Annotated in this window: 21 protein-coding genes and 1 riboswitch; of the genes, 14 read left to right on the plus strand and 7 right to left on the minus strand. The window is 65.6% G+C overall.

The window, feature by feature from the left end; translation table 11 throughout:
- Positions 1-66: 66 nt before the first annotated feature.
- A riboswitch (cyclic di-AMP (ydaO/yuaA leader) is annotated at positions 67-231 on the plus strand.
- A 3-nt stretch (positions 232-234) separates the two neighbouring features.
- Positions 235-1,056 (plus strand): LysM peptidoglycan-binding domain-containing protein, encoded by an 822-nt coding sequence (locus AC1MCD_RS10885; protein ID WP_498671846.1) that lies wholly within the window; start codon positions 235-237, stop codon positions 1,054-1,056.
- Between the two features lie 66 nt (positions 1,057-1,122).
- Here AC1MCD_RS10885 and AC1MCD_RS10890 read toward each other — a convergent pair whose 3' ends face one another.
- The gene (locus AC1MCD_RS10890) at positions 1,123-2,097 is read right to left on the minus strand and encodes a dienelactone hydrolase family protein (protein WP_498671848.1); all 975 of its coding nucleotides are present in this window, start codon (positions 2,095-2,097) and stop codon (positions 1,123-1,125) included.
- An 81-nt stretch (positions 2,098-2,178) separates the two neighbouring features.
- Entirely contained in the window at positions 2,179-3,072 is an 894-nt protein-coding gene (locus AC1MCD_RS10895) for a ribonuclease Z (RefSeq protein ID WP_498671850.1), read from the minus strand.
- A 130-nt stretch (positions 3,073-3,202) separates the two neighbouring features.
- Between AC1MCD_RS10895 and AC1MCD_RS10900 the strand changes: the two genes are divergently transcribed.
- Positions 3,203-4,411 (plus strand): globin domain-containing protein, encoded by a 1,209-nt coding sequence (locus AC1MCD_RS10900; protein ID WP_498671852.1) that lies wholly within the window; start codon positions 3,203-3,205, stop codon positions 4,409-4,411.
- A 16-nt stretch (positions 4,412-4,427) separates the two neighbouring features.
- Here the strand turns inward: AC1MCD_RS10900 and ribA are convergent, their stop codons facing one another.
- Positions 4,428-6,329 carry a GTP cyclohydrolase II RibA gene (gene ribA, locus AC1MCD_RS10905; protein ID WP_498671854.1) on the minus strand — a complete coding sequence of 634 codons (1,902 nt, stop codon included), beginning with the start codon at positions 6,327-6,329 and terminating at the stop codon, positions 4,428-4,430.
- A 132-nt stretch (positions 6,330-6,461) separates the two neighbouring features.
- On the opposite strand from ribA, the gene AC1MCD_RS10910 reads away from it, so the two are divergent.
- The gene (locus AC1MCD_RS10910) at positions 6,462-6,968 is read left to right on the plus strand and encodes a MarR family winged helix-turn-helix transcriptional regulator (RefSeq protein ID WP_498671856.1); all 507 of its coding nucleotides are present in this window, start codon (positions 6,462-6,464) and stop codon (positions 6,966-6,968) included.
- A 63-nt stretch (positions 6,969-7,031) separates the two neighbouring features.
- Here AC1MCD_RS10910 and AC1MCD_RS10915 read toward each other — a convergent pair whose 3' ends face one another.
- Both AC1MCD_RS10915 and AC1MCD_RS10920 read right to left on the minus strand, forming a co-directional pair.
- Positions 7,032-7,430, minus strand: coding sequence for a hypothetical protein (locus tag AC1MCD_RS10915; RefSeq protein WP_498671858.1), 399 nt, complete (start codon positions 7,428-7,430; stop codon positions 7,032-7,034).
- A 67-nt stretch (positions 7,431-7,497) separates the two neighbouring features.
- A complete protein-coding gene (locus AC1MCD_RS10920; protein WP_498671860.1) occupies positions 7,498-8,247 on the minus strand; it encodes an ANTAR domain-containing protein in 750 nt (249 codons plus the stop codon).
- Positions 8,248-8,434: 187 nt separating this feature from the next.
- Here AC1MCD_RS10920 and AC1MCD_RS10925 point away from each other — a divergent pair, with 187 nt between their 5' ends.
- The 10 genes from AC1MCD_RS10925 (at position 8,435) to AC1MCD_RS10970 (ending at position 18,497) form a co-directional block, all read left to right on the plus strand.
- A complete protein-coding gene (locus AC1MCD_RS10925) occupies positions 8,435-9,322 on the plus strand; it encodes an SDR family NAD(P)-dependent oxidoreductase (protein WP_498671862.1) in 888 nt (295 codons plus the stop codon).
- A gap of 187 nt (positions 9,323-9,509) precedes the next feature.
- Complete coding sequence (locus AC1MCD_RS10930; protein ID WP_498671865.1) at positions 9,510-9,992, plus strand: VOC family protein; 483 nt, start codon at positions 9,510-9,512, stop codon at positions 9,990-9,992.
- The gene (locus AC1MCD_RS10935; RefSeq protein WP_498671869.1) at positions 9,989-12,691 is read left to right on the plus strand and encodes a PEP/pyruvate-binding domain-containing protein; all 2,703 of its coding nucleotides are present in this window, start codon (positions 9,989-9,991) and stop codon (positions 12,689-12,691) included. Before AC1MCD_RS10930 ends, AC1MCD_RS10935 begins: the two co-directional genes overlap by 4 nt.
- 156 nt (positions 12,692-12,847) lie before the next feature.
- On the plus strand, positions 12,848-13,318 hold the full coding sequence (locus tag AC1MCD_RS10940) for an LpqB family beta-propeller domain-containing protein (protein WP_498671871.1): 471 nt from the start codon (positions 12,848-12,850) through the stop codon (positions 13,316-13,318).
- Positions 13,315-15,012 (plus strand): DUF5671 domain-containing protein, encoded by a 1,698-nt coding sequence (locus tag AC1MCD_RS10945; protein ID WP_498671872.1) that lies wholly within the window; start codon positions 13,315-13,317, stop codon positions 15,010-15,012. Before AC1MCD_RS10940 ends, AC1MCD_RS10945 begins: the two co-directional genes overlap by 4 nt.
- 29 nt (positions 15,013-15,041) lie before the next feature.
- Positions 15,042-15,218 (plus strand): hypothetical protein, encoded by a 177-nt coding sequence (locus tag AC1MCD_RS10950; protein ID WP_498671875.1) that lies wholly within the window; start codon positions 15,042-15,044, stop codon positions 15,216-15,218.
- Complete coding sequence (locus AC1MCD_RS10955; RefSeq protein WP_498671876.1) at positions 15,218-16,621, plus strand: DUF5129 domain-containing protein; 1,404 nt, start codon at positions 15,218-15,220, stop codon at positions 16,619-16,621. The genes AC1MCD_RS10950 and AC1MCD_RS10955 overlap by 1 nt, the downstream gene beginning before the upstream one ends.
- Before the next feature lie 77 nt (positions 16,622-16,698).
- Positions 16,699-17,163: a universal stress protein gene (locus AC1MCD_RS10960; protein WP_498671878.1), complete on the plus strand. Its 465-nt coding sequence runs from the start codon at positions 16,699-16,701 to the stop codon at positions 17,161-17,163.
- On the plus strand, positions 17,160-18,014 hold the full coding sequence (locus AC1MCD_RS10965; RefSeq protein ID WP_498671880.1) for a universal stress protein: 855 nt from the start codon (positions 17,160-17,162) through the stop codon (positions 18,012-18,014). Before AC1MCD_RS10960 ends, AC1MCD_RS10965 begins: the two co-directional genes overlap by 4 nt.
- Positions 18,015-18,038: 24 nt before the next feature.
- A complete protein-coding gene (locus AC1MCD_RS10970) occupies positions 18,039-18,497 on the plus strand; it encodes a pyridoxamine 5'-phosphate oxidase family protein (RefSeq protein ID WP_498671881.1) in 459 nt (152 codons plus the stop codon).
- A 52-nt stretch (positions 18,498-18,549) separates the two neighbouring features.
- On the opposite strand, the gene AC1MCD_RS10975 is transcribed toward AC1MCD_RS10970, so the two are convergent.
- Together AC1MCD_RS10975 and AC1MCD_RS10980 are read right to left on the minus strand one after the other, a co-directional pair.
- The gene (locus tag AC1MCD_RS10975) at positions 18,550-20,451 is read right to left on the minus strand and encodes a heavy metal translocating P-type ATPase (protein WP_498671884.1); all 1,902 of its coding nucleotides are present in this window, start codon (positions 20,449-20,451) and stop codon (positions 18,550-18,552) included.
- 124 nt (positions 20,452-20,575) lie between these two features.
- Positions 20,576-22,216, minus strand: a complete 1,641-nt coding sequence (locus tag AC1MCD_RS10980) for a DUF4389 domain-containing protein (RefSeq protein WP_498671886.1) — start codon at positions 22,214-22,216, stop codon at positions 20,576-20,578.
- Positions 22,217-22,463: 247 nt separating this feature from the next.
- On the opposite strand from AC1MCD_RS10980, the gene AC1MCD_RS10985 reads away from it, so the two are divergent.
- Positions 22,464-23,141, plus strand: a complete 678-nt coding sequence (locus tag AC1MCD_RS10985) for a response regulator (RefSeq protein ID WP_498671887.1) — start codon at positions 22,464-22,466, stop codon at positions 23,139-23,141.
- Positions 23,142-23,159 lie beyond the last annotated feature (18 nt).

Below are 23,159 nucleotides of genomic sequence, written 5' to 3' on the forward strand. Positions count from 1 at the left end.
AGGTGCCCTGGTTCAAAGCCGGGACATTCCCGTCAGTATGCCGAGCCCTGCCACTGACCCGGGACCCCAGACGCAATGCAACTGGCAGGGACGGGGGAACCACGTTTCCACGGCCTATTGAGGCCTTGGGGTTAAGTCGGCATTCGTCCCGTCCCTAACGACGGCGATCCCGGCCGGGTCTCTCCAACCCGAACCCGACAGCTCACCCCGCAGGCATGGGAGAGGCAATCAACCATGTCCAAGAAGTACACTGCCGCACGCCACCGTGCAGCCACCACCACCACGTCCCGCGCCCTGATGATCGGACGGCCGGCCCTTGTAGTCGCTGCCGCATCCGGACTGTTTTTCGGCGTCAGCGCACCGGCTCACGCCGGCGTCCACGGACCTGACGATTCCGGAACAGCCATTGCACAGGGCCAGGTCAGCGCACCGGCCGCAGCCGTGGCTCCGGCCCCTGCAGCGGCAGCAGCCAATGTCCACACCGTCGTTTCCGGCGACACCCTCGGCCAGATCTCCGCGGCTAACGGCGTAGCACTCAACGACGTCCTGGCCGCCAATGGCCTGTCGCTGACGTCGATCATCTACCCGGGCGACCAGATCCAGCTCCCCGCCGCCGGGCAGGCCTTTGCGGCACCCGCAGCGGCTCCGGCACCAGCACCGGCAGCCAAGGCCGTCGCGGCCCCGGCCGCTCCCACCAACACCGGCATCAAGCTGGCGTCAACCTCGGCTCCGGCCCAGGCCCCGGCCGGCTCAGCAGGCTCCGCAATCCTGGCCAACGCCTACTCCCAGCTCGGTGTACAGCAGGACTGCACCGCCATGGTGGAGAAGGCACTGCGCTCAGTCGGCAAGAGTGTTGGAGACCTGGCTCCCGGCCAGTTCTTCCAGTACGGAAACGTTGTTGGCACACCTGCCCCGGGTGACCTGGTAATCACCGCCGGACACGTCGGCGTCTTCGCCGGCAACGGCCAGGTTGTCAGCGGAGGCGTGGACGGTTTCAAGACCGAGGTCCACTCCATCAGCTGGCTCCAGGGCGCATCCTTCGTCCGCGTAGCGTGATCCCGGCCGGTTGGACGGCGGCGCGCGGCACCCGGCCGCCCGCCGTCGTCGGCCGCTGCTGCATACTCACACGTGCTGCCCGAACCAGGACAGCATGTCATTCCAGGCAGCAGTCGCCTGGGTCTGGTTATAGCGCTCCCCGGTGTCATTGTGGAAGGCGTGGTCCACGCCCGGGTAAACAGTGAGCTGATGCGTCACCCTGGTGGCGTCGAGGGCATCGCGGAGGGCCGGCATCGCGCCGGTAATACGCTTGTCGAGCTCGGCGTACACCCCTAGTACGGCAGCTTTGATGGCCGGCACCTTGTTCAGGTCAGGGGCCGGCCCGTAAAACGCCGCGGTGGCTTTCAGGCCGGGCAGCTCGGTAGCCGTCTGCCAGGTGATGCCGCCGCCGAAACAGTACCCGTTCATGGCGATGCGTCCGGACTCCACAAAGTCCTGACCCTGCAGGTAGTCAAAGGCCGCAGCGAAGTCGGCAACATGCCGTGCTGGCCCGGCACTGGTCAGTGCCCCGGAAATCGCGTCCGGATCGAGGCTGGCGGTGCCTCCTTCCCTGCTCAGCAGGTCCAGGGCCAGCGCCGCATAACCGGCTTTGGCGAACCGGCGCGCCACGTCCTTGATGTGCGGTGTCAGCCCGCGGTTCTCGTGGCAGACCAGCACTGCCGGGCCCGCTGCACCTGAATCCGGCCGGGCGAGGCAACCACTGATGTCAGTGCCGCCGGCGGCGAACCGGACTGTCGCCGTCGTCAATCCTGCGGCGCCCTCGGGGACGGACAGCGGGCTCTTCGCCCCCGGTACCGGTCCCGCAGCGGCGCCCGTGCCCGCCGTCGAGGCTGAGGGCGCCGGCGTGGGCATCGGGTCGGTGCTGCGCGGGACTTCCTCCGGCGTGCAGCCCACCAGCAACATCGCGGCCGACGCGGCGGCCATGCTGCCCGTGATGAAGGCGACCCGCCGCGTGAAGGTCCGCTGCGTCATAGCACCGGCACGGTAATCATCGAAGAATTCCTCGATCAGGTACCGTTCAAACTTTCCAAGCCGGACCATGGCAGGCCTCCTCGCGTGAGGCTCACATCCTGCTCCGAAGCACGCCGTCCTGCAAGGGGCACACAACATTTCCGGCCCCGCCTAGGGCAGCCGCCGCCGTTTCGGGAAGGCGATCCGGTCCAGGTCGTTGACTGCCATAACTGTTGAGCCGCGAGCGCGGCCCCGTGCCTGGTCCTCGAGTTGCGTCACGTCGTCGCCGTACCGCGAAGAGAAGTGAGTAAGGATCAGCGTGCCGACGGCGGCGCTGGCCGCTAACTCCCCCGCCTGCCCTGCGGTGAGGTGGGAGTACTGCCTGGCAAGCTCGCCGTCATCGTCACTGAACGTCGACTCGGCCACCAACAGATCAACCCCGTCCGCCAGGTCCTCGGCACCCGCGCAAGGTGCCGTGTCCATCACGAACGCGAAGCTCTGGCCCGGCCGGGGAACGCTCACGTCCTCCAGGCGGACACCGCCGAGAACTCCCGTTCGCTGCAGGCGCCCCACGTCAGCGCCCTGGATCCCGGCCGCGGCGAGCTTGTCCGGCAGGAGACTGCGGCCAGCGGGCTCGTCCAGCCTGTAACCGTACGTATCGATACGGTGCTTCAGGGGCCGAACCTGCAACCCCGGCGCTATGGTTCCGGCGCCACCATGCGGGTACAACCTGAGGTCAATTCCGGGGGTGCTGACGAACACCAGGGCACGGACCACGTCCTCCCCCGATGCCGGGTAGTGCAGGTGGACCGGATGGCTCACGCCGTCCAGCGCCATCCGGGAAAGCACGCCCGGCAGCCCGAAACAGTGATCACCGTGCACGTGGGTGAGGCAAATGCGAGTGATCTGGGTGGCAGGCACCCCGGCGTAAAGCATCTGGCGCTGTGTGCCCTCGCCGGGATCAAAGAGCAGGCCCTCGCCATCCCACCGCAGCAGGTAGCCGTTGTGGTTACGGGTCCGGGTGGGGACCTGGGAAGCTGTACCGAGGGCAACGAATTCACGCATGGAACCGAGTGTGCCACTGCGCGCTGGCTACATCCATAAGTCCCTTCTCCGAGCGCGGCGGCACTGCTACATTGGCTCGGCCAAGCCGGTTCGCCGCTGGGTTCAGCCGGTCATCACGGAAGGACGCACCATGCTCTCTGACTCTGCCCTCCCCGTCATCAAGGCAACGCTGCCTGTGGTGGGTGAAAACATCGAAGAAATCGCCAAACGGTTCTACAAACACATGTTCGAGGCGAGGCCGGACCTGCTCGACGGCCTGTTCAACCGCGGAAACCAGGCCGACGGCCGCCAGCAACAGGCGCTGGCCGGATCAATCGCCGCCTTCGCCACCTACCTCGTGGATAAGCCGGACCAGCTGCCGGACCACCTGTTGTCCCGCGTTGCCCACAAGCACGTCTCGCTTGGCCTGAGCCCGGACCAGTACCAGATTGTCCACGACCACCTGTTCTGGGCCATTGTGGACGTGCTCGGGGATGCTGTCACCCCCGAGGTCGCGGCGGCCTGGGACGAGGTGTACTGGCTGATGGGGAACATGCTGATCAACAAGGAACGCGGGCTCTACGGCGCGGTGCATCTTTCCCCGGAGACCATCTGGCGCACCTGGCGGGTGGCCCAGCGCATCCAGGAGACAGCCGACGTGGTCACTTTTGTGGTGGAAAGGACTGATGAACGGGACGTGAAGCCGTCCCTGCCCGGGCAGTACGTGACCATCAAGATGCCCATGAAGGACGGCGTACACCAGCCGCGCCAGTACAGCCTGACCCGCGCCGATGATGGGCAGCACCGGCATTTTTCTGTCAAAAGGGTCCATGGGCTCGCCACCCCTGACGGCGAGATGTCCAACCTCCTGCACCAGGACGTGAACGTCGGCGACGAAGTGGTGCTTTCAGCCCCGTTCGGCGATGTGGTGCTGGAGTACACCGACAGGCCTGTGGTGCTGGCCAGCGCCGGCATCGGCATCACCCCCATGGCCGGGATGCTCTCCCACCTGGTGAAGGCCGGCTCGCAGCGCCAGGTGATGCTCCTGCACGCTGATGACAGTCCGGAGTCGTTTCCACTCCGCCAGCAGGTGACCGAGGACATCGGCCGGATGCCTGAGGGATCCCTGCACAGTTGGTTCGTGAATCCGGCAGAGGATCAGGGCCCGTCCGGTTCAAGCTTCCAAGGCTTCATGGACGTCAATGCCGTGGAGCTGCCGCTGGACGCCGAATACTACCTCTGCGGGCCGCTGCCGTTCCTGCAGGCGGTACGGAGTGCCCTGATCGCCAAGGGCGTTCCGGCCAAGGACATCCAGTATGAGGTGTTCGGCCCGGACCTGTGGCTGGCTGACTTCCAGTAAATCGGACCCGAGCCGGCTAGAACTGCTCTGCCGGAATCGTAAACTCGAGGTCCAGGAGCCCCCTGCCGGCCTGTTCCAGGATGGGGTCCATGGTCAGCGAGGCGTGGTTGAGCAGGACATTGACGTCGCGCTGGATCCGCTGGAGCGGGTGCGTCAGGCGGTGCACGCTGCCGCCCGAGCCGGTCAGGATGAGCCGGACTGCCTCGGCCGAGGCCTGGCCGCTGAGGCCGAGGGAAAGCCGGTACTGTGCACGCTCCTCATCGGTGAATGCAACAGGCCGGCGTCCGAAGGACGCGGACACCACGCGGACAGCCTCCTCCCAGTGCAGGCGTGCGGTGGCAACCTGGCCATACGCCTGGGTGAACCGGGCCTGGGCAAGGGGCGAATCCGCCTGGCGTTTCTCCACGGTCTGCTTCACCTTGCGCACCATCATCAGGCTGCGGAACTCTTCCAGCGCGTGCTCCGCAGCACCGAGAGCGGCCGCCGGGGCAACCATGTTCAGGAACGTGGCCATGGGGATGTGGATGCTGGGATCCGGATGGATGAAGCTTCCCGGGTTGTCAGCGGCTGCCAGCAGATTCCATTCGAGGGCACGGTGCGCCGGGACAAAGAGGTTCTCTGCCCGGAGATCGTTGCTGCCGGTCCCCCGCAGGCCGGCCGTGTGCCACACGTCCAGCAATTCAAGGTCCGCCATCGGGACCAGGCACTGCAGGCGCACGTCGCCGTGCTGGACTGCAAGGAGCGCCCAGTCAGAGTGCATCACGCCGGAGGCAAAGCTCCAGCGGCCGGAAATGGCGAACCCGCCGGGGACCGTCTCCGCTGATCCGGGAGGGGCTCCGGTTGCCGCAGCCAAGGGAGCGGGGCCGTTGGCGAAGACTTCGTCCTGTGCTTGCTGCGGCCAGCGGGCCAGCATCCACACGTGTTCAACAAGGTGGCCGACGCTCCATGCCGTGGAGGCGTCACCCTGCGCGAGGCGGCGGACCACCTGCACATAGGTTTCAAGCCCCATCCCGAATCCGCCCACAGCCTTCGGTGCGAGCATCTGGAAGACACCTGCGGCCTTCAGTTCGGCAATGGTTGCGGCCGGGATGCGGCGGAGCTCCTCGGTTTCGCCTGCACGCTCCCGCAGCCGGGGAATCAGGGCGTCCACCCGGGCCAGCAGCTCGTCATGGGTCGGAATCGCAGCGGCGGTCCCGGAGAAATCCCCGGCCGGCAAGGTGGCGGTCCCGGAGGTCCCCGGGAAGTCCGCGGCCGGAAGGTCGATGGTATGACCGGTATGGTTCCGCTTGGCTGCCAGGTAATGCCGGTTGGCTTCGGACACATGCACACCCGTGGGGACCTGCTCCGTCACATCAACGCCGAGGGCGGTCAGTTGCCCCACTTTGTCCGGGTTGTTGGTGAGGAGGCGGATCCGGGCGGCGCCGAGGGCGCCGAGCATCTGGGCGGCGGCAGTGTAATCCCGCTCGTCCTCCCCGCGCCCCAGCGCCACATTGGCTTCATAGGTGTCAAGGCCCGTGTCCTGCAGGGCGTACGCGTCAAGCTTCGAGTACAGGCCGATGCCGCGCCCCTCCTGGCGGAGGTACAGCAGGAAGCCTCCGACGGCGGCAATCGCCTCGACAGCCTCGCGCAACTGGGGACCGCAGTCGCAGCGCTCGCTGCCGAAGACGTCGCCGGTGAGGCATTCGCTGTGCAGCCGGACGAGCGGTGCGGCGCCTTCGGGCCCCTGGTCCAGGAGTGTCTGCTCCCACTGGCCGAGTCCGAGCAGGAGGTGTTCCTTGCCGTCGGCCAGGCCGTGGAAGGTCATCACCTCGGCGGTGGCGGTGAAGCCGTCCGGGAAGCGCAGCGGGACGGTGACCTGGCTGCGCACGGCGGCAGGTTGTTCACATGGCCGCGCGACGGTCTCGGTCAGGACGGTCATATGTGCTCCTCGGGAGGTCGGAACGAAAGTACTTGAATGTTGAAGTAAATAGTAGTGGCGATGAGTTCACGATGCAAGTGATCTGGAGGACTAAAAACTTCACACATGAAGTAAATGTCCTAGACTTGCCCCATGGAACAACCCGAGGAGCCCCGCTGGCTAACCAGCGACGAACGCGAGGCGTGGCTGACCCTGGTGGGCGTGATGATGAAACTGCCGTCTGCATTGGATGCCCAGTTGCAGCGTGACGCGGGCTTGAGCCACTTTGAGTACATGGTCCTGGCAGGCCTGTCCGAGGCGCCGGACCGCACGCGCCGGATGAGCGATCTGGCCGGTTTCACCGAGTCCGGCCTCCCCCGCCTGTCCCAGGTGGTGAGCCGGCTTGAAAAGCGGGGCTGGGTCCGCCGCTCCCCTGACCCCACCGACGGGCGCATCACCTTGGCCACGCTCACCGATGATGGCTGGGCAAAAATCGTCGGTACTGCTCCGGGTCATGTGCAGGCCGTCCGCACACTGGTATTTGATCCCCTGACCAAGGCGCAGTCGCGCCAGCTCGGCAGCATCGGCAAACGCATCCTTAGCGTGCTGGACCCGGACGACTACTGCCTGCGGAGCGGCGACGTCGAGCCTGGACCGTAACCACAAGGGGAACAGCGCAGCGCCGAACGCTACCCACAACAGCGCTGCGATGAGACTGCTGCGCTAACGATTTTCGTGGAGTCCGTCCTGGCCCCTCACCCCTCCCCTTGCCCGGGCTCTGGCGGACCTGAGGTTTTGTGCATGGAGGATCACCGCTATAACGATCAGCGGTACGTGGATGGCCGGCAGGTTGTGGGCAAACCACCTGGGGAGATAGATGTCTGTCACGGAACCGGTGGGGTCCCCGAGCCGACGAGCCAGCGGCGTCAGCGGACAGTGGAAACCGTTGGCGGCAAAAATCAGGATCTCACCGGCAACAACGGCGGCAGCCTGTCCCACGCGCCGGTCGGTCCGTCTCCGGATCCCGGAATACAGCACAAACACCATGCATGCCTCGATGCTGAACCAGGCAAATGTATGGAATCCCTTCACGGCTTTCAGTGCCAGGCGGTGATCCGTCATCCACCAACTCAACCACGCCGCGTCGAGGCCGCAGCAGGATCTTTTGTCCTCCCGCACCGGCGCATGCTCAGTTGTCCGAATGGATCCTGGTCGGATGGGCGGCACTGGCAGAGGCGACGATCTCGGCCGCCAGCTCGTGAATGCTCAGGCCGCGTGTCCGCGAAGCCTGGAAAAGCCATTCAAGCGCAACATCCTGGCTGCACCGCTCCTGCCCGATGATGACACCGACCGCGGTGTCTATGGGTGGACGGGCCGCCATAGCGGTCCGGAGATTATGCTCCGACTCCCGCAGTGACGCGATCCTGAGTACAAGGCGCAGTCCCTTGGACGCGTCAGCAGCCAAAGCGTGCGCACTGACGATTGCCTCCCTGCCGAAGCCATGTGGCCTGAGGCTGTAAAAGCTCATCCCGGCACTGGCTACCCCTTCCAGCGGCACCGCCAACGCCAGGACGGACGGCACTTTCTGGCGCCTGGCGGCATCAACAAAGCCGGGCCAGCGTTCCTCGGTCCTCAGATCGGGCACAAAGACCATCGACTCATCCGTTGCGGCGGTCAACGCCGGACCCTCCCTATTGGCGGTCTGAGCCGCCTCAAGAGTGCGCGTGGCTTCATCGGAGGCACCCAGATCCGGGCTGCCGGAGGCTCTGAGAACAGTGATCCCGCAGGACACATCCCCGGAAAAGTAGGCCTGCTGCTCGGCGCAGAATGCGGCGAGGTCTTCGAGGAAGCCGGCGAGGTCAGGACAGTTCAAAACGAGGTCCTCGACGTGGCCGGTGATGTCTGCGGCGGGATAGGTGCGGGGAAGTCGGGCAGCCATGGGCAACCTTTCCGGATGCTGGGGGTTCCATGCCCAGTCTTGCTTGCGGCCGCGCTCTGCCTGACGGTCATTCCAGCCTACTCCTCCCCCGCGCGCCAGGTAGGAAGGGGTCGGATGGCCCTACGCTCCTCGCCGCTGCGGAGTGAAGCTGGAGGTTGGGCAGGACTTCAGGAGGGCAGGAAGCGGGATGGGATCCATGGATGGCACCCTGGCTCTGGTAACGGGTGCGGCGGGCGGCCTGGGAAACGCGATCGCAACGGGCCTTGCGCTCGAGGGTGCCCGGGTGGTGCTCGTTACGCGCTCCACAACGCGGACGGCGGAAGCAATAGAGGCCATCCGCGCGCGTGTTCCTGCCGCTCAGCTGGAGCCGTTGATCTGCGACCTTTCGGACCAGGCCTCCATCCATACTGCAGTGGCGGACTTCCTCTCCCGCCATGACAGGCTGGACGTGCTCGTTAACGCAGCGGGCGTGTTCCGCAAAGAGCGCCACGTAACCCCCGACGGCCTCGAACTGACCTTCGCCACCAATGTGGTGGCCTACTTTCTGTTGACCAAACTCTTACTGGACGTGCTCCGGAACGCTGCCGGGGCGGGGGATGTTGCTCCTGACCAACCGGTCCGGGTAACGCGGACGTCCCGCATCGTGAATGTGGCCTCCAGGTATGGAAATGCCCGGCTCAACTTTGATGACCTTCAGACAGCGAAAGGCAAATACAGCTACCTCCGTTCCACCCCGTCCACCATGCTTGCCCGCGTGCTCCTCACGCAGGAGTTCGCTGAGCGGCTGCGTGGCTCAGGCGTGGTGGCCAATGCCGTTCATCCGGGACTGATCAGGAACACCTCGCTGCTGCAGGACGTCGGGGGCCCGTTCCGCTGGATAACGAACATTCTTGGGGTGCCAGCCGAAAAGGCGGCAGACACGGCGCTCTGGCTTGCCACGTCAAGCGACGCAGCGGGAGCTACCGGCAAGCTGTGGTCCAAGCGCAAAGAACTCCCGACGCCGGGCATGGGTTCGGACCCGCAAGCCCGCCAACGCCTGTGGAACATGTGCACGCAGCTCACTGAACGGCCGTGACTGAGCGGGCACCATCAGTCACGCGACCGCATGATCGGCGGGTTCAGCATCCGGCCCAATGTCATCCAGGAAATTAGGGGTTCCTGTTGATGATCAACTCATCACCCGAGTTGACCACCATCCATGTTCCCTTGACCGATTCCGGCCTATCTTTGGAGGACGACCCTGCGATCAAAGGAATTTTGCCGTGGACCGTCAAGTCCCCCAGCTCGATGGTGTACATCACCTCAAACTCCCGGTCCGCGATCTGGACCGCAGCAGTGAGTGGTTCCGGAGCCGGCTCGGCTACGCCACTGCGATGGAGTTCCGTGAGGACGGCAAGGTCATGGGCCTTGCACTGAACCACCCGAATGGCGGCCCGCGACTGGCGCTGCGGCTGGATCCGGCCAAAGCAGCCGCCTCTGCCGGATTCGATTTTTTCTCCATCGGCGTTCCGACAAAAGCGGCACTTGACGCGCTCGCAGCGCGGCTGACCCAGCTGGGGGACACGCACTCGGGCGTCCGGATCGCCTCTCTAGGGTGGATACTTCCCGGGCTCTCGGATCCGGACGGCCATGAGATCCGCTTCTACACCACGGAATCCCACCAGGAAGCGCCGGAAGGACAGGTGTATATCGTGGACAATGCCCCGTCTGCGGGGAAGCACGCAGGCATGGAGGGGTCACCATGACGTACGTCAACAATTTAGGTGATGTGGGCCGGGACGACATCGCCCTCGCAGGCGGCAAAGCCGTGGGGTTGGGCGGCCTCATCAAGGCAGGGCTGCCGGTTCCCCAAGGTTTTGTTCTCAACACTGCGGGCTATTGGGATTTCGTGCGTCAAAATCACCTCGAGGCGGACATCCGCCTACTGGCCGCACTCTCACCCCAGGCGTCGCCACAGGACTACGAGGATGCTTCCGCGCGGATCCGTGCGCTGTTCAGTGAGGGCACCATGCCGTCCGGCATCGAAGCAGAACTGCGCTCCGCCTACGGCCGCCTCGGCGACGGCAACGCGGCCGTGGCGGTGCGGTCCTCGGCCACGGCGGAGGACCTCGCCTCGGCCAGCTTCGCCGGACAACAGGAGACCTACCTGAATGTTGTGGGGGCCGAGGCGCTGCACGCGGCGGTGATCGATTGCTGGGCTTCCCTGTGGACCGCGCGCGCCATGGCCTATCGCGCCCGCGAAGGCATCGCACCGGAATCGGTCCGCCTCGCGGTGGTGGTCCAGCGGATGGTGGAGGCCGAGGCCGCCGGCGTGATGTTTACCGCCAATCCGGCCAACGGGCGCCGCGACCAGATGGCGATAAGTGCCGCGTGGGGCCTGGGCGAGTCCGTGGTCAGTGGAACGGTCACCACGGATGACATGGTGGTGGACGCCGGGACGGGCCGTGTGCTGTCGCGACGCACGGCTGACAAGGAGGTCATGACCGTCTACGGGGAGCACGGCACCAAGGAACAGCCCGTACCCGCGGCACGGCGTCGTGAGCCTGTTCTTGGTGATCGGGACGCGGCCGAACTTGCCGGTTATGGAACGCGGATTACGGAGCACTTCGGCGAACCGCAGGACATCGAGTGGGCGCGGGTCGGCGGCGAGTTCTCCATACTCCAGTCCCGGGCCATCACTGCACTGCCCGAACCGGCGGCCGATGCCCCGCAGACCTGGCCTGTCCCGTATCCGAAGGGGATGTACTTCCGGGCGAGCATCGTGGAGCAGCTGCCGGATCCACTCTCGCCGCTCTTTGCCGACCTCATTGATGGCTCGGTGTCCCGGTCCCTGCAGGCACTCTTCGGCGAGGCCATTGGCAAAGGCGCCGTCCGCGAAGGCGACGTCCGGCTGCCAACCGTCAACGGCTACGCCTATTACTACTACCGCAACTCGGGCATGTGGCGGATGATGGCGAAGTCGCCCGCAGCCTTCCGCGCACTGTTCCGCGGCGAGGCGCACATGGGTGTGGCCGGATGGCGGGATTATTCGCATCCCCGCTACGAGCGGGTGATCAACGACTGGTCCGCGAAGCCACTCCGCGGGCTTTCGGGTGAGGAACTGCTCGAAGGCGTGCAGGTACTCCTGGACGCCGGCACCGTCTACTACACTGCCGTGCAGTCAATCATCCCGCTCGCGGCCACCAGCGAAATCTCCTTCCGGGGGTTTTACGACAAGTTGGTCCGGCGTGACGGGGATCCACCGGCCCAGACGTTCCTGCTCGGCTACGACAGCGAACCCATCCGGGCGGAGAAATCGCTGTACGATCTCGCTGCCTGGGCCGGTGGACTGCCCGGGCTGGCACCGGTGATCCTCAATGAATCGACGACGGCGTTGGCCGAGTCCCAGCGGTCGGATACCCCGCCTGCCGGGGTGGATGCCGCCCTCTGGCAGCAATGGCATCGCCGCTTCCAGGACCATTTGAACCGGTTCGGCCATGCGGTCTACAACCTGGACTTCGCCAGCCCGGTGCCGGCGGACGATCCCGCGACGCTGCTGGAGACAGTGAAGTTTTACCTGCGTGGGCAGGGCACTAACCCGTACGAGCGGCAGCAGCTCTCGGCCGACCGCCGGGAGGAGCAAACCAGCCGAGTTGCCGCCCGGCTTGGACCGCGACGGCGTGCCGCGTTCCTCCGTCTGCTCCGCTGGGCCCAGAGCACCGGGCCGATCCGCGAGGATGCCCTGGCTGACGTCGGGCTGGCGTGGCCGCTGCTGCGGCGGATGCTGCTCGAACTCGGACGACGACTGGTGGGCTCCGCGGTGCTCACCCGACCAGATGACGTGTTCTGGCTCCGCTTCCAGGAGCTGCGAAGCGCCGTCGAGTTCGGCCTGGCCGCACCGGAAGCTCCGGCAGCCGCACCCGGAGCTCCGCCGGCCGTGGCCATCACCGGAGCCGACCGTCCCGTCCGCGCCGCCGCCGTCGAGGGGCGCAGGACGCTGTGGCGGGGGCAGGTCAAGGCTGCCGCTCCGCAACTGCTCCCGGAGAGCCGGTGGATGGAAAAGGCCTTCGGAGCCATGATGCCGGCCGGCCCGCAGCATCAGGTGGGCAACGTCATCAAGGGCGCCGGTGCGAGCTCGGGCCGGGTCAGCGGCACCGCCCGCGTCCTGCACGGCCCTGAAGACTTCGCCCTAATGTCGCCCGGCGACGTCCTGGTGGCCCGCATCACCACTCCCGCATGGACATCGCTGTTCGCGATGGCTTCCGCCGTGGTTACCGATGTTGGCGGCCCGTTAAGCCACAGCTCAATCGTGGCCCGGGAGTACGGTATCCCTGCTGTCCTCGGCACGGGAGTGGCCACCCAGCGGATTACCAGCGGCCAACGGATCAGTGTCGATGGCGACGCCGGCACCGTCACTATCGAGCCCTCCCCCGATGCGCCGGGCGCGAGGCCGGTCAATCTCTGATGAGCCTTCCCCCGTGGGACGTTCGCCCCTAGCGCGTTTCGGGGGCATGTTGGAAGCTGGGCAACGTTCGGGTGTCATCTCCGTAGGAGCAGCCATGGGTAGGTCCTCACTTCTGACCCTGCTGGGGCTCCTTGACCCGCGACAGGCCAGCGTCACATGAGACTGTCAAAGCCTGCGGCGGGCAAGCCCGACCGGATACTCATCGCCATCCTGTCAGCGATTGCGCTGCTGGTGGTCGTGGCGCTGGCGGTCGTTTTTACCCGCGGGGGCCCGGAGGCCCTGGACGTGTCCACGCCCCAGGGAGTGGTTCAGCGCTACAGCACTGCGGTCATCGACGGCGATACGGCCACAGCCAACTCCTACCTCACCGAAGCTGCCAAGTCCGTGTGCCGCGGCTACTACGAAAGCGGGCCACGTCCCGTCCGGGTGGTACTGATCTCCACCGCAGAGCGGGCCGACTCGGCCCAGGTGCGGGTCTCGCTTGTCAGTTCAGGCGGGGGCGGCCCGTTCGGACCATCTGAGTACGAGATGGAGGATCGTTTCGCCCTGGTCAAGTCCGGTGGCAGCTGGCTGATCGAGCAGGCCCCGTATCAGCTCGTGTCGTGCACCGGATTGTCCAAGCCGTGAACGCCACAGCCTTGACACCACGTTCCCCGGCAGGTTCAGCCCGAGCCACCCTCCGCCGCCTGATCCTCTACGTGCTGTTGCTCGCCCTGGTGGTCATCGCGGCCACAGGGCTCAGCGGACTGCTGGAGCGCCTGTTCAGCGCCGGCGCGGTGGTGGCATCCGCTGATGTGGCCGGAGTGGCCCGTTCGCTGGCGTTCACCCTGATCGGAGGGCCGCTCGCCGCCCTCCTGTGGTGGCTTGTCTGGAGGAGGCTCGACGACCCGGCGGAGCGCGGCTCGGCGGGGTGGGGCGTGTACCTGTCTGCCGTCTACGCTGTCTCCCTGATCTCAGCTGTGAGCGGCCTGCTGGGAACTGCGGCCTCCTTCATTGGCAGCCGGGAACCTCTGTGGTATTCGCCTTTGTCGAATGGGATTGTCTGGGCAGGCATCTGGATCTGGCACCGCTGGATGTGGCGGCACCCCCTGAAACAACCGGAAGCCCTTGAGGATGTCCCGGCCGTCATCGGGTCGGTCTTCGGGCTGCTGGTGGGCGGGTTCGCCGCCATCAATGCCTTGGGCAGCTTGCTTGATGTGGCGATCCGCGGGCACATGAGCCTGACCCCGGAGGTGGAGGGATGGTGGCAGCCCATTCTGAGGGCCGTGGTTTGGACAATTGGCGGAAGCCTCGTGTGGTGGTGGCACTGGTTCAGGGGCGGCGGCCGAAAAATGGGCACCGCCCTTGTGGACGTGGCCCTCGTTGGGGCGGGGATCTTCGCCGCGGGCATCACGGCACTCGGCGGCGCCGGCGTCGTCGTTTTTGTGGTCCTGCGGACAGCATTCGACCGGTCTGCTCCCATGAACGAACTGCTAACCCCGCTGGGCCCGGCCCTCGCCGCTGCCGCGATCGGCCTTCTAATCTGGCGTTTTCACCGCGTCAGCGGAGCTCAGCGTTCCGTAGGCACCAGGCGTGCGAGCCGGCTGGTAAAGTCCGGAGTTGCCTTGGCGGCTGCCGCAACCGGCATTGGGGTGGTCATCAATGCTTCGCTTGCCATGGCGGTAACACCGCTCGCCGGCGGCGGCACCCGAACCCTGCTGCTCGGCGGCATCAGTTCCCTTGTGGTGGGCGGTCCCGTCTGGTGGCGGGCGTGGCGGCCGATGCGGCAGCCACAAACTGCTGACGCGATTCCGCCAGGCAGGCGCGTTTACCTCATAGTGTTCTTCGGCATCAGCGCAGTGGTGGCCCTCGTGGCCCTCCTGGTGATTGGGTACCGGCTCTTCGAGTCCCTTCTGGGCGAGGCAACCGGAGGCAGCATTCTGGAGCGGATCCGCGCGCCACTGGGTCTCCTGGTGTCGGCCGGTTTGGTTGCCGGGTACCACTCTGCCCAGTGGCGCCGCGAGCATGCCCTGCTGGCGGCCGCCTCAGGGGTGAGCGCCCCCACCGTTGATCAGGTCATCCTGGTGACGGCTTTCAATTCGAAGCCGCTGTCCGAGGCCATTGCTGCCGCGACCGGCGCCAAAGTCTCCGTGTGGAAGCGGGCCGACGCAGGCAACGGGCCGTTACCGGCCGGCGCCCCCTCGGAGGACGGGCTGGTCGAGCGGGTGATCAGTGCTCTGGCCGGTGTCACCGCCGCGCACATACTGCTGGTGATTGGTCCTTCGGACGGCCGGTCAGCGCGGATCGATGTCATACCGTTGGTAGCACCAGGACGGTCTTAGTAACCCGCTGCTGCAGAAAGGTGAGTGCAATGAGTGGAGTAATTCCCGGCTCCGGCTGGAATGCATATTTCCGCGACAGCGAAGGAAATGTGGTGGGGCTGTGGCAGAACGTCCGAACCGGACCCCACGAAATGGCAGACAAAAGTAGTGTGGCCGGTCGACTGATGGTCAAGACCTTCAAGTTGCTGCTGCTGGTTTTGCGCTGATGCTGGGCGGCGGTGCGGCGGCACTCGCCGTCACACCCACCGGCGTCGTTATTGAGGACAGGGCCGGCGTGCTCGACCGCAACACCCTTGTCCCGGCCATCACCGCCATCGAATTCCATGAGCCCACCAAGGTGGCTGTCTACACCTACAACGGGAGCGCCGCGGACAACCTGAACGAAGAGGTGCTCAGGTTCGCCCGCGCCGAACACCCGGACTGGATCAGCCCGGACGGTCAGAAATGGGCCGACGGTCTCTTCATCTTTGCGCTCGATCCCGTGGGCCGGCACGTGGGCACCTACATGGGCGAGGACCGCAAGGTTTCGCTGGGACAACGCGATGACATCCAGGAGGCGGCCAAGGACCTCCTGCGTGACGCCCAGTGGACGGACGGCACCATCGCGGGAGTCCGGCGGGGCGCCGAACTCATTAATCAGCCGTGGTACCAGTCGGCCGCCTTCGTGATCACAGCCTGGGTGACGGGTTCGCTGGCCGCGGCGGGGGCTGCTGCGTTGCTGATAGTACGGGCCGTCACCAGGGCGGGCAGCCGCAAGGAGCTGGCGAGGGGAGACCGAAGCTACGCCAACGTCAGCACAGACCTGGACGTCACCGAGCTTAATGCGAGCACCATCCCGGAGTCGTCTTCGTACGGAAGCAGTGTCCTGGAGAAGCACCGCACCTTCCTGAACCGCTACAACGCCGCCACCGGGCTTTCCAACCGGGTGCATGCCCTGACACCGAGGGCGTTGAGCCGCAGGCCAAACCTCAAGCTGGTCCGGGAGTTTGCGGACGCGGCCGCCGAACTGGATGCCTTGGACGACGTCATTTCCGACAGCAACGCGCTGTTGAACCGGTTGAACACCTGGCCAACGGCTTGGGACCGTCAGCTGGCACCCTTCCGCAGCGACCTCGCCGGGCTTGAGCAGCTACTGACTAAGCGTCACGGGCAAGGCGACTCCGCCACCGCCGCGTCCCTGAGGTTCTTCCGCGACCAGAGCCTGGCGGAAATCGAACGGTGGACCGCCCAGCTCACAGATGGGACCATCACACCGGAAGAAGCGCTGGACCGCCTTCGTGACGCCCGCAGCCGCCTGTCCGACCTGCTCAAGCAGCACACTGAAACGGTGATAGCGGGCTTCGCCAAGACCGAACGGGAAGCCAGACTCATGCGCAGGGGGATGGAGGACGCCCAGGAAGGCACCGACCGCCACCACCGGCGGAGCTACGAGCCCAGCATCCTCGGCACCGTCTACCCTTCCTACTATTTCTTCTCCGTCCCTGCCTTCAACTCCGGCCTGAACACCGGCGTCGGGAGCGTCAGCTCTGCCAGGGGCGGCGGCGGAACCACCGGCTACGGGAGCAGCGGGGGAAGCTTCTCAGGCTCAGGCAGTTCCTCCAGTTTCTAGGTGACTTTCGGCCCTACACGTCCATTGCCCTTGGCCGCAGGCTGGAGAGCAGTAAGCGTCCACTGAAGGGATACGTCATGGCGGAGCCGGCGTCAGAGGGTGCCATGTTTGTGGTGGGGGTAGACGGATCGGAGGCATCCGTGGAGGCGCTTCGGCAGGCCCAGTGGTTGGCCGCCCCGGTCGGGGCCAAAGTACTGGCCACCGCCTACTGGGATGATCCGCAGGTCTATGCCGGGTACGTGGCCATGGGCATAGACCGCTTCGAGGAACGCGTCATGATCGTCCTCAACGACGCCCTGCAACAAGCCTTCGGCGACGACATTCCGCCCAACGTCATCCCGCGGGTTGTCCGGGGCCACCCCAGGGACTCCCTCATCGATGCCAGCCGCCACGCGGACATGATCATTGTTGGCAGGCGCGGCCACGGAGGATTCGGCGGCCTGTTGCTGGGCTCCGTCAGCTCAGCCTGTGTTGCCCATGCGCACTGCCCCGTCCTGGTTGTTCACAGCCCCGACAAGAGAACAAAGGAAAACCAGCCGTGAGAACGTCTCAACCCATTGCCGTCGCCACCAATGACTCTCCGCAAAGCCGGGCCGCCGTGGACTGGGCAGCCCGCCGGGCGGCCGGTGCTGACCTGCCGCTGGTCATTCTGTACGTTGTTGACGACCGGTGGGTGGCGGAACCCGTCCCGTGGACCGGCGAGCTGGTGAAGCGGGGTGAAATTCTGGTGGAAGCCGCTGCAGAACGCGTGCGGGGCAAGATTCCGGCGGAGGTCACCACCAAAGTACTGGAGGGAGGCGTTTCCGGCTCGCTGCGAAAGTACTCCACCCAGGTGTCGATGCTGGTGGTTGGGTCAGGCGCTCAGCATTTGGGCGGTTCGCTGACGGACCGGGCGCTGCAGGTCGCCGCGGCGGCCAAGTGCCCGGTCGCGGTCATTGGAGTCACGGACGCTGAAGGCGGGCAGGGCGTGGTGGTGGGCGTGGACGGCTCGGAGGAAGCCACTCAGGCCGTAGCGTTCGCTGCCGCCGAGGCAGACCGGGAAGGCCAGGAGCTGACAGTGGTTTATGCCATCTGGGAACCGGACAAATGGGTGGACAGTGGAGCGCTCACCCAGTCGCTGACGCAGCGCATTGAGGACGAGGAACAAATGGTGCTGTCCGAAACTGTCTCCGGCCTCCGCGAGGACTACCCGGACCTCGTAGTGCACAAGATCCTGGATACCAAGCGGGAACCGGCCGAGGCTCTGGTCAAAGCCGCAGCCGGTGCCCGGTTGTTGGTGGTTGGAAGCCGGGGCAGGGGCGGTTTCAAACGGCTGCTCCTGGGTTCCACAGCACACGCGGTCCTGACGCAGCTTCCGTGCCCCACGGTCATCACCCCAATCCACCGCCGATAGCACCAGACGTAGTAGCCTGCGAGCATGCAAAGCGACACTTCGGGATCCCAGACGGAAGTCCTCAACGTACATGACTGCTGGAAATACCTCCGCTCAGTCTCGGTCTGCCGGATCGCCCTGATCCGTAATGGTGAGCCGGAAATCTTCCCTGTCAACTACGTTCCCGATAACGGGACGGTGATATTCCGCACCGGATCAGGAACCAAACTGGATGCCGTGCTGGGCGGCGGTTCCATCGCGTTGGAAGCCGACGGCCTCAACACCTACGGCACCATCGCCTGGAGCGTCATCGTCAAGGGCACGGCTGCGGTTGTGGATTCCCAGGAGGACTTCCAGGAGGCAGTGGATGCCGGGCTCTCACCGTGGGAAACCGGAAGCAAGGACCATCTGGTGCGGGTCACGCCCTCAGAGGTCACCGGCCGGCGCTTCGTGATCAATCCCCCCTCGCACTGGTGGCCGCCGCTGGACGCCGGGCGGCACTGAACCGGCGGCACTGACGGGCGGGGAGGAACGGAGCAGCGCACGACGACGGCGCTCACCTCACGGCGCCCACGCTGACTGGAGTGCCTCCCACCGCCGTCGTGCTTGCCTTCCTGCCGCCGCGGAGGGCGCGAAGCGCGTTGAGGATAGTGGCCAGGTCCACCAGTTCCTGGAGGAGTGCGCCCGCAACGGCGGGAATGAAACCGAACACGGCCGCGACCATCAGGCCAACGCTGAGCAGGATGCCAATCCAGATGCTCGCCAGTGCTATCCGCATGGTGCGCTGGCCGATGTCAACGGCCAGCGCCGCTCTGGATAGGTCGTCGAGCATGATCACGACGTCCGCCGACTCACTCGCCGCGGTTGATCCTTTGGCGCCCATCGCGACACCGACCTCGGCGGCGGCCAGCACCGGGGCGTCGTTGACGCCGTCGCCCACCATCATCACCGGGCGTATCCGCAGTCCGGCCACGATGGAGACTTTGTCGCCGGGCAGGCAGCCTGCCTGGACCCTGGAAATCCCGGCTTGGGCGGCGATCTTTTCTGCCGTGGGCAGGGAGTCGCCGGTAAGCAGCAGGGTCTCCCCTACGCCCAACCGCCTCAAGTGGGCCAAGGTGCCTACTGCATTACCCCGCAGCGGGTCACTCATGACCAGTGCTCCCCCGAAGCGTCCGTCAACACCCACATAGACCGCCAGTTGCCCGCCGGTCAGGTGCGCGTCCTCGAAGCCGGAGGTGACGGATCGGACGAAGTCGGGCTTACCCACCACCACCCGGTGGCCGCCGCACGTCGCCGCGACTCCCTGGGTGGCGTGTTCGTTCGCGTCACTTCCCGGCAGAAGATCAAGGCCGCGGTGACGGGCGGCGCCCATGACCGACGCCGCCAGCACATGGGAGGAGTACTGCTCCGCCGAAGCGGCAAGCTGCAGCAGCCTGTCCTCGCTGATCAGCCCGGCAGCCGCCTTGGGCATCCTGATGCCGTGCAGCGTGGGCCGGCCGTGGGTAAGAGTGCCGGTTTTATCGAACACTGCCGTCTGCACCCGGGCAAGCTGTTCGAGGGTACCGCCGTTTTTGACGATGATGCCCGAACGCGCCGCCCGGCTGGTGCCGGCAAGGAACGCCACCGGAGCTGCAATGAGCAGCGGACACGGGGTGGCCACCACCAGCACCTGGGCAAACCGCCCCGGGTCCTGGCTGAAATACCAGCCCAGGCCGGCCAGGACAAAGGCCAGAATGGTGAAAGGGACGGCGTACCTGTCGGCGAGCCTGACCACGGGCGGGCGGCTCGAGGCCGCTTCCTGGACCAAAGCCACAATCTGGCTGTACTGCGAGTCCTCCGCCGTGGACGTCGCTGTCATCTTCACAGCGTCATCGCCGTTGACTGAGCCGCTGAGCAGCGTGTCGCCTTCCGTGTGTTCCACCGGCAGGCTCTCCCCCGTCAGCATGGATTCATCGAAGGTGCCCGCCGCGGAGATGAGCACGCCGTCCACGGGCACCACCTCCGACGGCTTGATCAGGAGGAGATCCCCGGGCCTGACCTGTTCGACGCGGATGTCTTCGGGCGGACCACCGTTCACTTCCCGGTGGGCGGTCTGGGGGGTGCGTTCCAGCAGGGATCTCAGCTCTCGGGTTGCCCTTCCCTGGGCAATGACTTCCAGCGCTTCACCCCCGGCAAGCATGAGCACAATGATCAGGGCCGCGACGTACTCGCCCACCGCCACCGTGGCGCCGATGGCGGTGACGGCAAGCAGGTCAACGCCCCACCGGCCGCCGAGCAGCGCCCTGAGCATCGAACCGGACCGGATGACCGCGATGAGGACAGCGTAGGCGCTTGCTGTCCACCGGGCCGCAGGGTCCTCCCCCAGTGCAAGCAACACCGTAACCACTGCACCCATCCCCACGGTGGCAGCCACCACGGGGAAACGCACCATCGCAGTGCGGAGGCGTGTTGGGCTCATGGCTACGACCCTACGGCGTGTCCGGAATCCGCAGCTAGGGGCCTTCGGACCCCCAACTGGGGATTCTTGCCGCCATGGCCGTGGCGTTGCTGGCAGTCGGTGCCCTCGATGCTGCAGAGGAGCCTTATGCGGGCGTTGTAGGGTCCGACGGCGGCACGGGGCTTCCCGGGGGCACCGCCCTTTCCGTGGGCACCGGGCTGCCCGAAGGCATCGGACTGATTCGCGGGGCTGTACCCTCCGGCGGGACCGGGCCAGTCAACGGAGCCGGCCCCCGCTCGCCGCTATCCCGGGCGCCCTGGTCGAGGCGGAAGGGCGGGTATTCGTCGCGCATGAGGGCCACGTAGGTGATGACCCGGTATATCCAGCGGTTGAAGCCCATGAGCAGGTCGAACAGGGGGCGCTGGTAACGGCCGCTGAACAGCAGGATGACAGCCGCAACTAGTACCAGGAAGTTGAACAACGAGAATCCTGTTGCCGTCTCGTACCTGATTCCCGGGTTCTGGGGATCGCTCCACCGGACGGTGCTGGCGCCTGTCAGCGCCCCAATAATGATCAGGTGTGGCAGCGCGAGGAGCCAGCCCTTGACCAGCACGAGTCCGCGGGACAGCCGCTCCGGATAGTCAACCTCAAAATCAGCGGGGTAGTCAGTCCGGGCCAGCGTGAATGGCGGATACCTGTCCGTTCCCAGCGCAGAATAGGCATAAAAGGACACGCGCCAGCTCCAGCGCAGGACCCCCACGTTGAAGTTGAAAAGGGAACGTGGAAAGCGGGCGGTAAAAAGGATGGCGAACCAGGCAATGATGGTGACCACCACGAACGCGAACCAGAGGAAGAACAGCACAACAAAATGCGGGATGGCCAGGAACCATTTCACCAGCCACATCCATCTGGACAGCACGGGATCGAGTTCGCCGCGAAGCCGCGCCGGATAGGGCATCACTTCGGCCGCAGCCTGGAAACTTGTGAGCTGGTTACCTGAGACCTGATTGCCTGTGAACTGTTCGCCCATGACTTGGTTGGGCTGGCCTTGAGGGGCTCCGTAGGGCGCGGCGCCCGAATACGCTCCGGGCATTAGAGCGGCCGGCTGCGCTGCGTGGCGCCCCAGCCCTTGCGCGCCGAAGATCAGGAGCGGCACCCCGAGTACCAGCAGGATGGCTCCTGCTGCGAGCAGCCCCGCAGCTATCGGGCCGAACAGCTCGGACCGGAACCCCGCCTGCAGATCCGTTGATACTCCCGGGCTGGCGTCGGCATTCATGACCACCACGGACCAGTCTCCCGCAGCTATCTTCCAGTCCAGGTTCCGTTCGCCGCCACCAAGCGCGGAAGCCACCCAGAAATTCTGTTCCGCGGGATCTGATAGTGGCGTTGTACCCTGCACCTCCCGGTACTCAGTACGGAACGGCCGGAACTCGACTTCCCGCAATTCGGAGTAGTTGGCTCCGGAAAGGTAGCGGTCCACATCCTGCCTGGCTGCAATGCCAACAAATATGTCCTTCCCAGGGTTGACGGACTCCGCCGTTATCCTGACGCTGCCCACGTCAAAGGGCAGCGGTCCCGGGTATGAGTCGCCCCGTATTCCATCTGCCCGGGCGGAGACTATGGCCGTGGAATCCACCGCAAACCGCTCCCTCGGAGAGGTGAGGTATCCGCCGTCGTTCTGGAGTGCATTGACCCACGACGCAGCTATGCCGCCGAACAGCAGCCCCACACCCATCATGGAGAACAGGATGCCGACTATGAGCATGGTGATGGAACGGGCTTTCATGGGAGTCCTTCCGTCGTGGCAACAACGTGGCCCCGCACCCCTTGCGGTGCAATGAGTCCCTTCCAGAGTCGTGCTGCGGTGCCCCGGGGAGTAGGGCCAAAGGTCACGGCTCGAAGCCCCAACGCCCACTACGGCTCCCCGTTCGGGTCATTGGACCCTTGTGGCGGTCCTCCGGTTCCTAAAGAATGAGTCAGGCTCACGAAGGCACCCCGTTGCGGGTTTGCAGCGGGGCGCAGAAGGGATCAGGATGAACGCCTCAACAGCACCGGAGCATGCCGTCGAAGTGTCCAACGACGGGATCCGGGTGTTCATCCTGGACGACCACGAGTTGGTGCGGCGAGGACTGCAGGATCTCCTGGAAAGCGAAGGCTTCGTCGTCGTCGGCATGTCCGGTTCTGCCGCTGAAGCGGCTCGTCGGATTCCGGCGCTGCGTCCTGATGTGGCGATTCTTGACGCCCGGCTGCCTGACGGCACAGGGATTGAGGTCTGCCGCGATGTGCATTCGGTCGATGCAACGATCAATTGCCTGATCCTAACAAGCTACGACGACGAGCAGGCACTCCGCGGCGCAGTCCTCGCCGGGGCCTCGGGGTATGTTCTGAAGGAGATAGGCGGTTCCGACCTCATCGGAGCGGTGCGCCGCGCCGCCAAGGGAGAATCGCTGTTCGATGCCGACCTGAAGGCCAGAATCGTGCAGGGCCTCGCCGAGCCGGAGCACGTGGACCCACGGATCGCGGTGCTGACCCGGCAGGAGCGCAGGGTATTGGAGTTAATTGGAGAGGGTCTGACGAACCGCCAAATCGGCGAGCATATGCTTCTTGCCGAGAAGACTGTCAAGAACTATGTCTCGTCCCTGCTGGCGAAATTGGGTTTTGAGCGCCGGACCCAGGCGGCGGTCCATATGGCGCAGCACCGCGACCAGTAGCACCTGCGCCAGCAGCAA

It is taken from the genome of Arthrobacter sp. BF1, assembly GCF_056680215.1.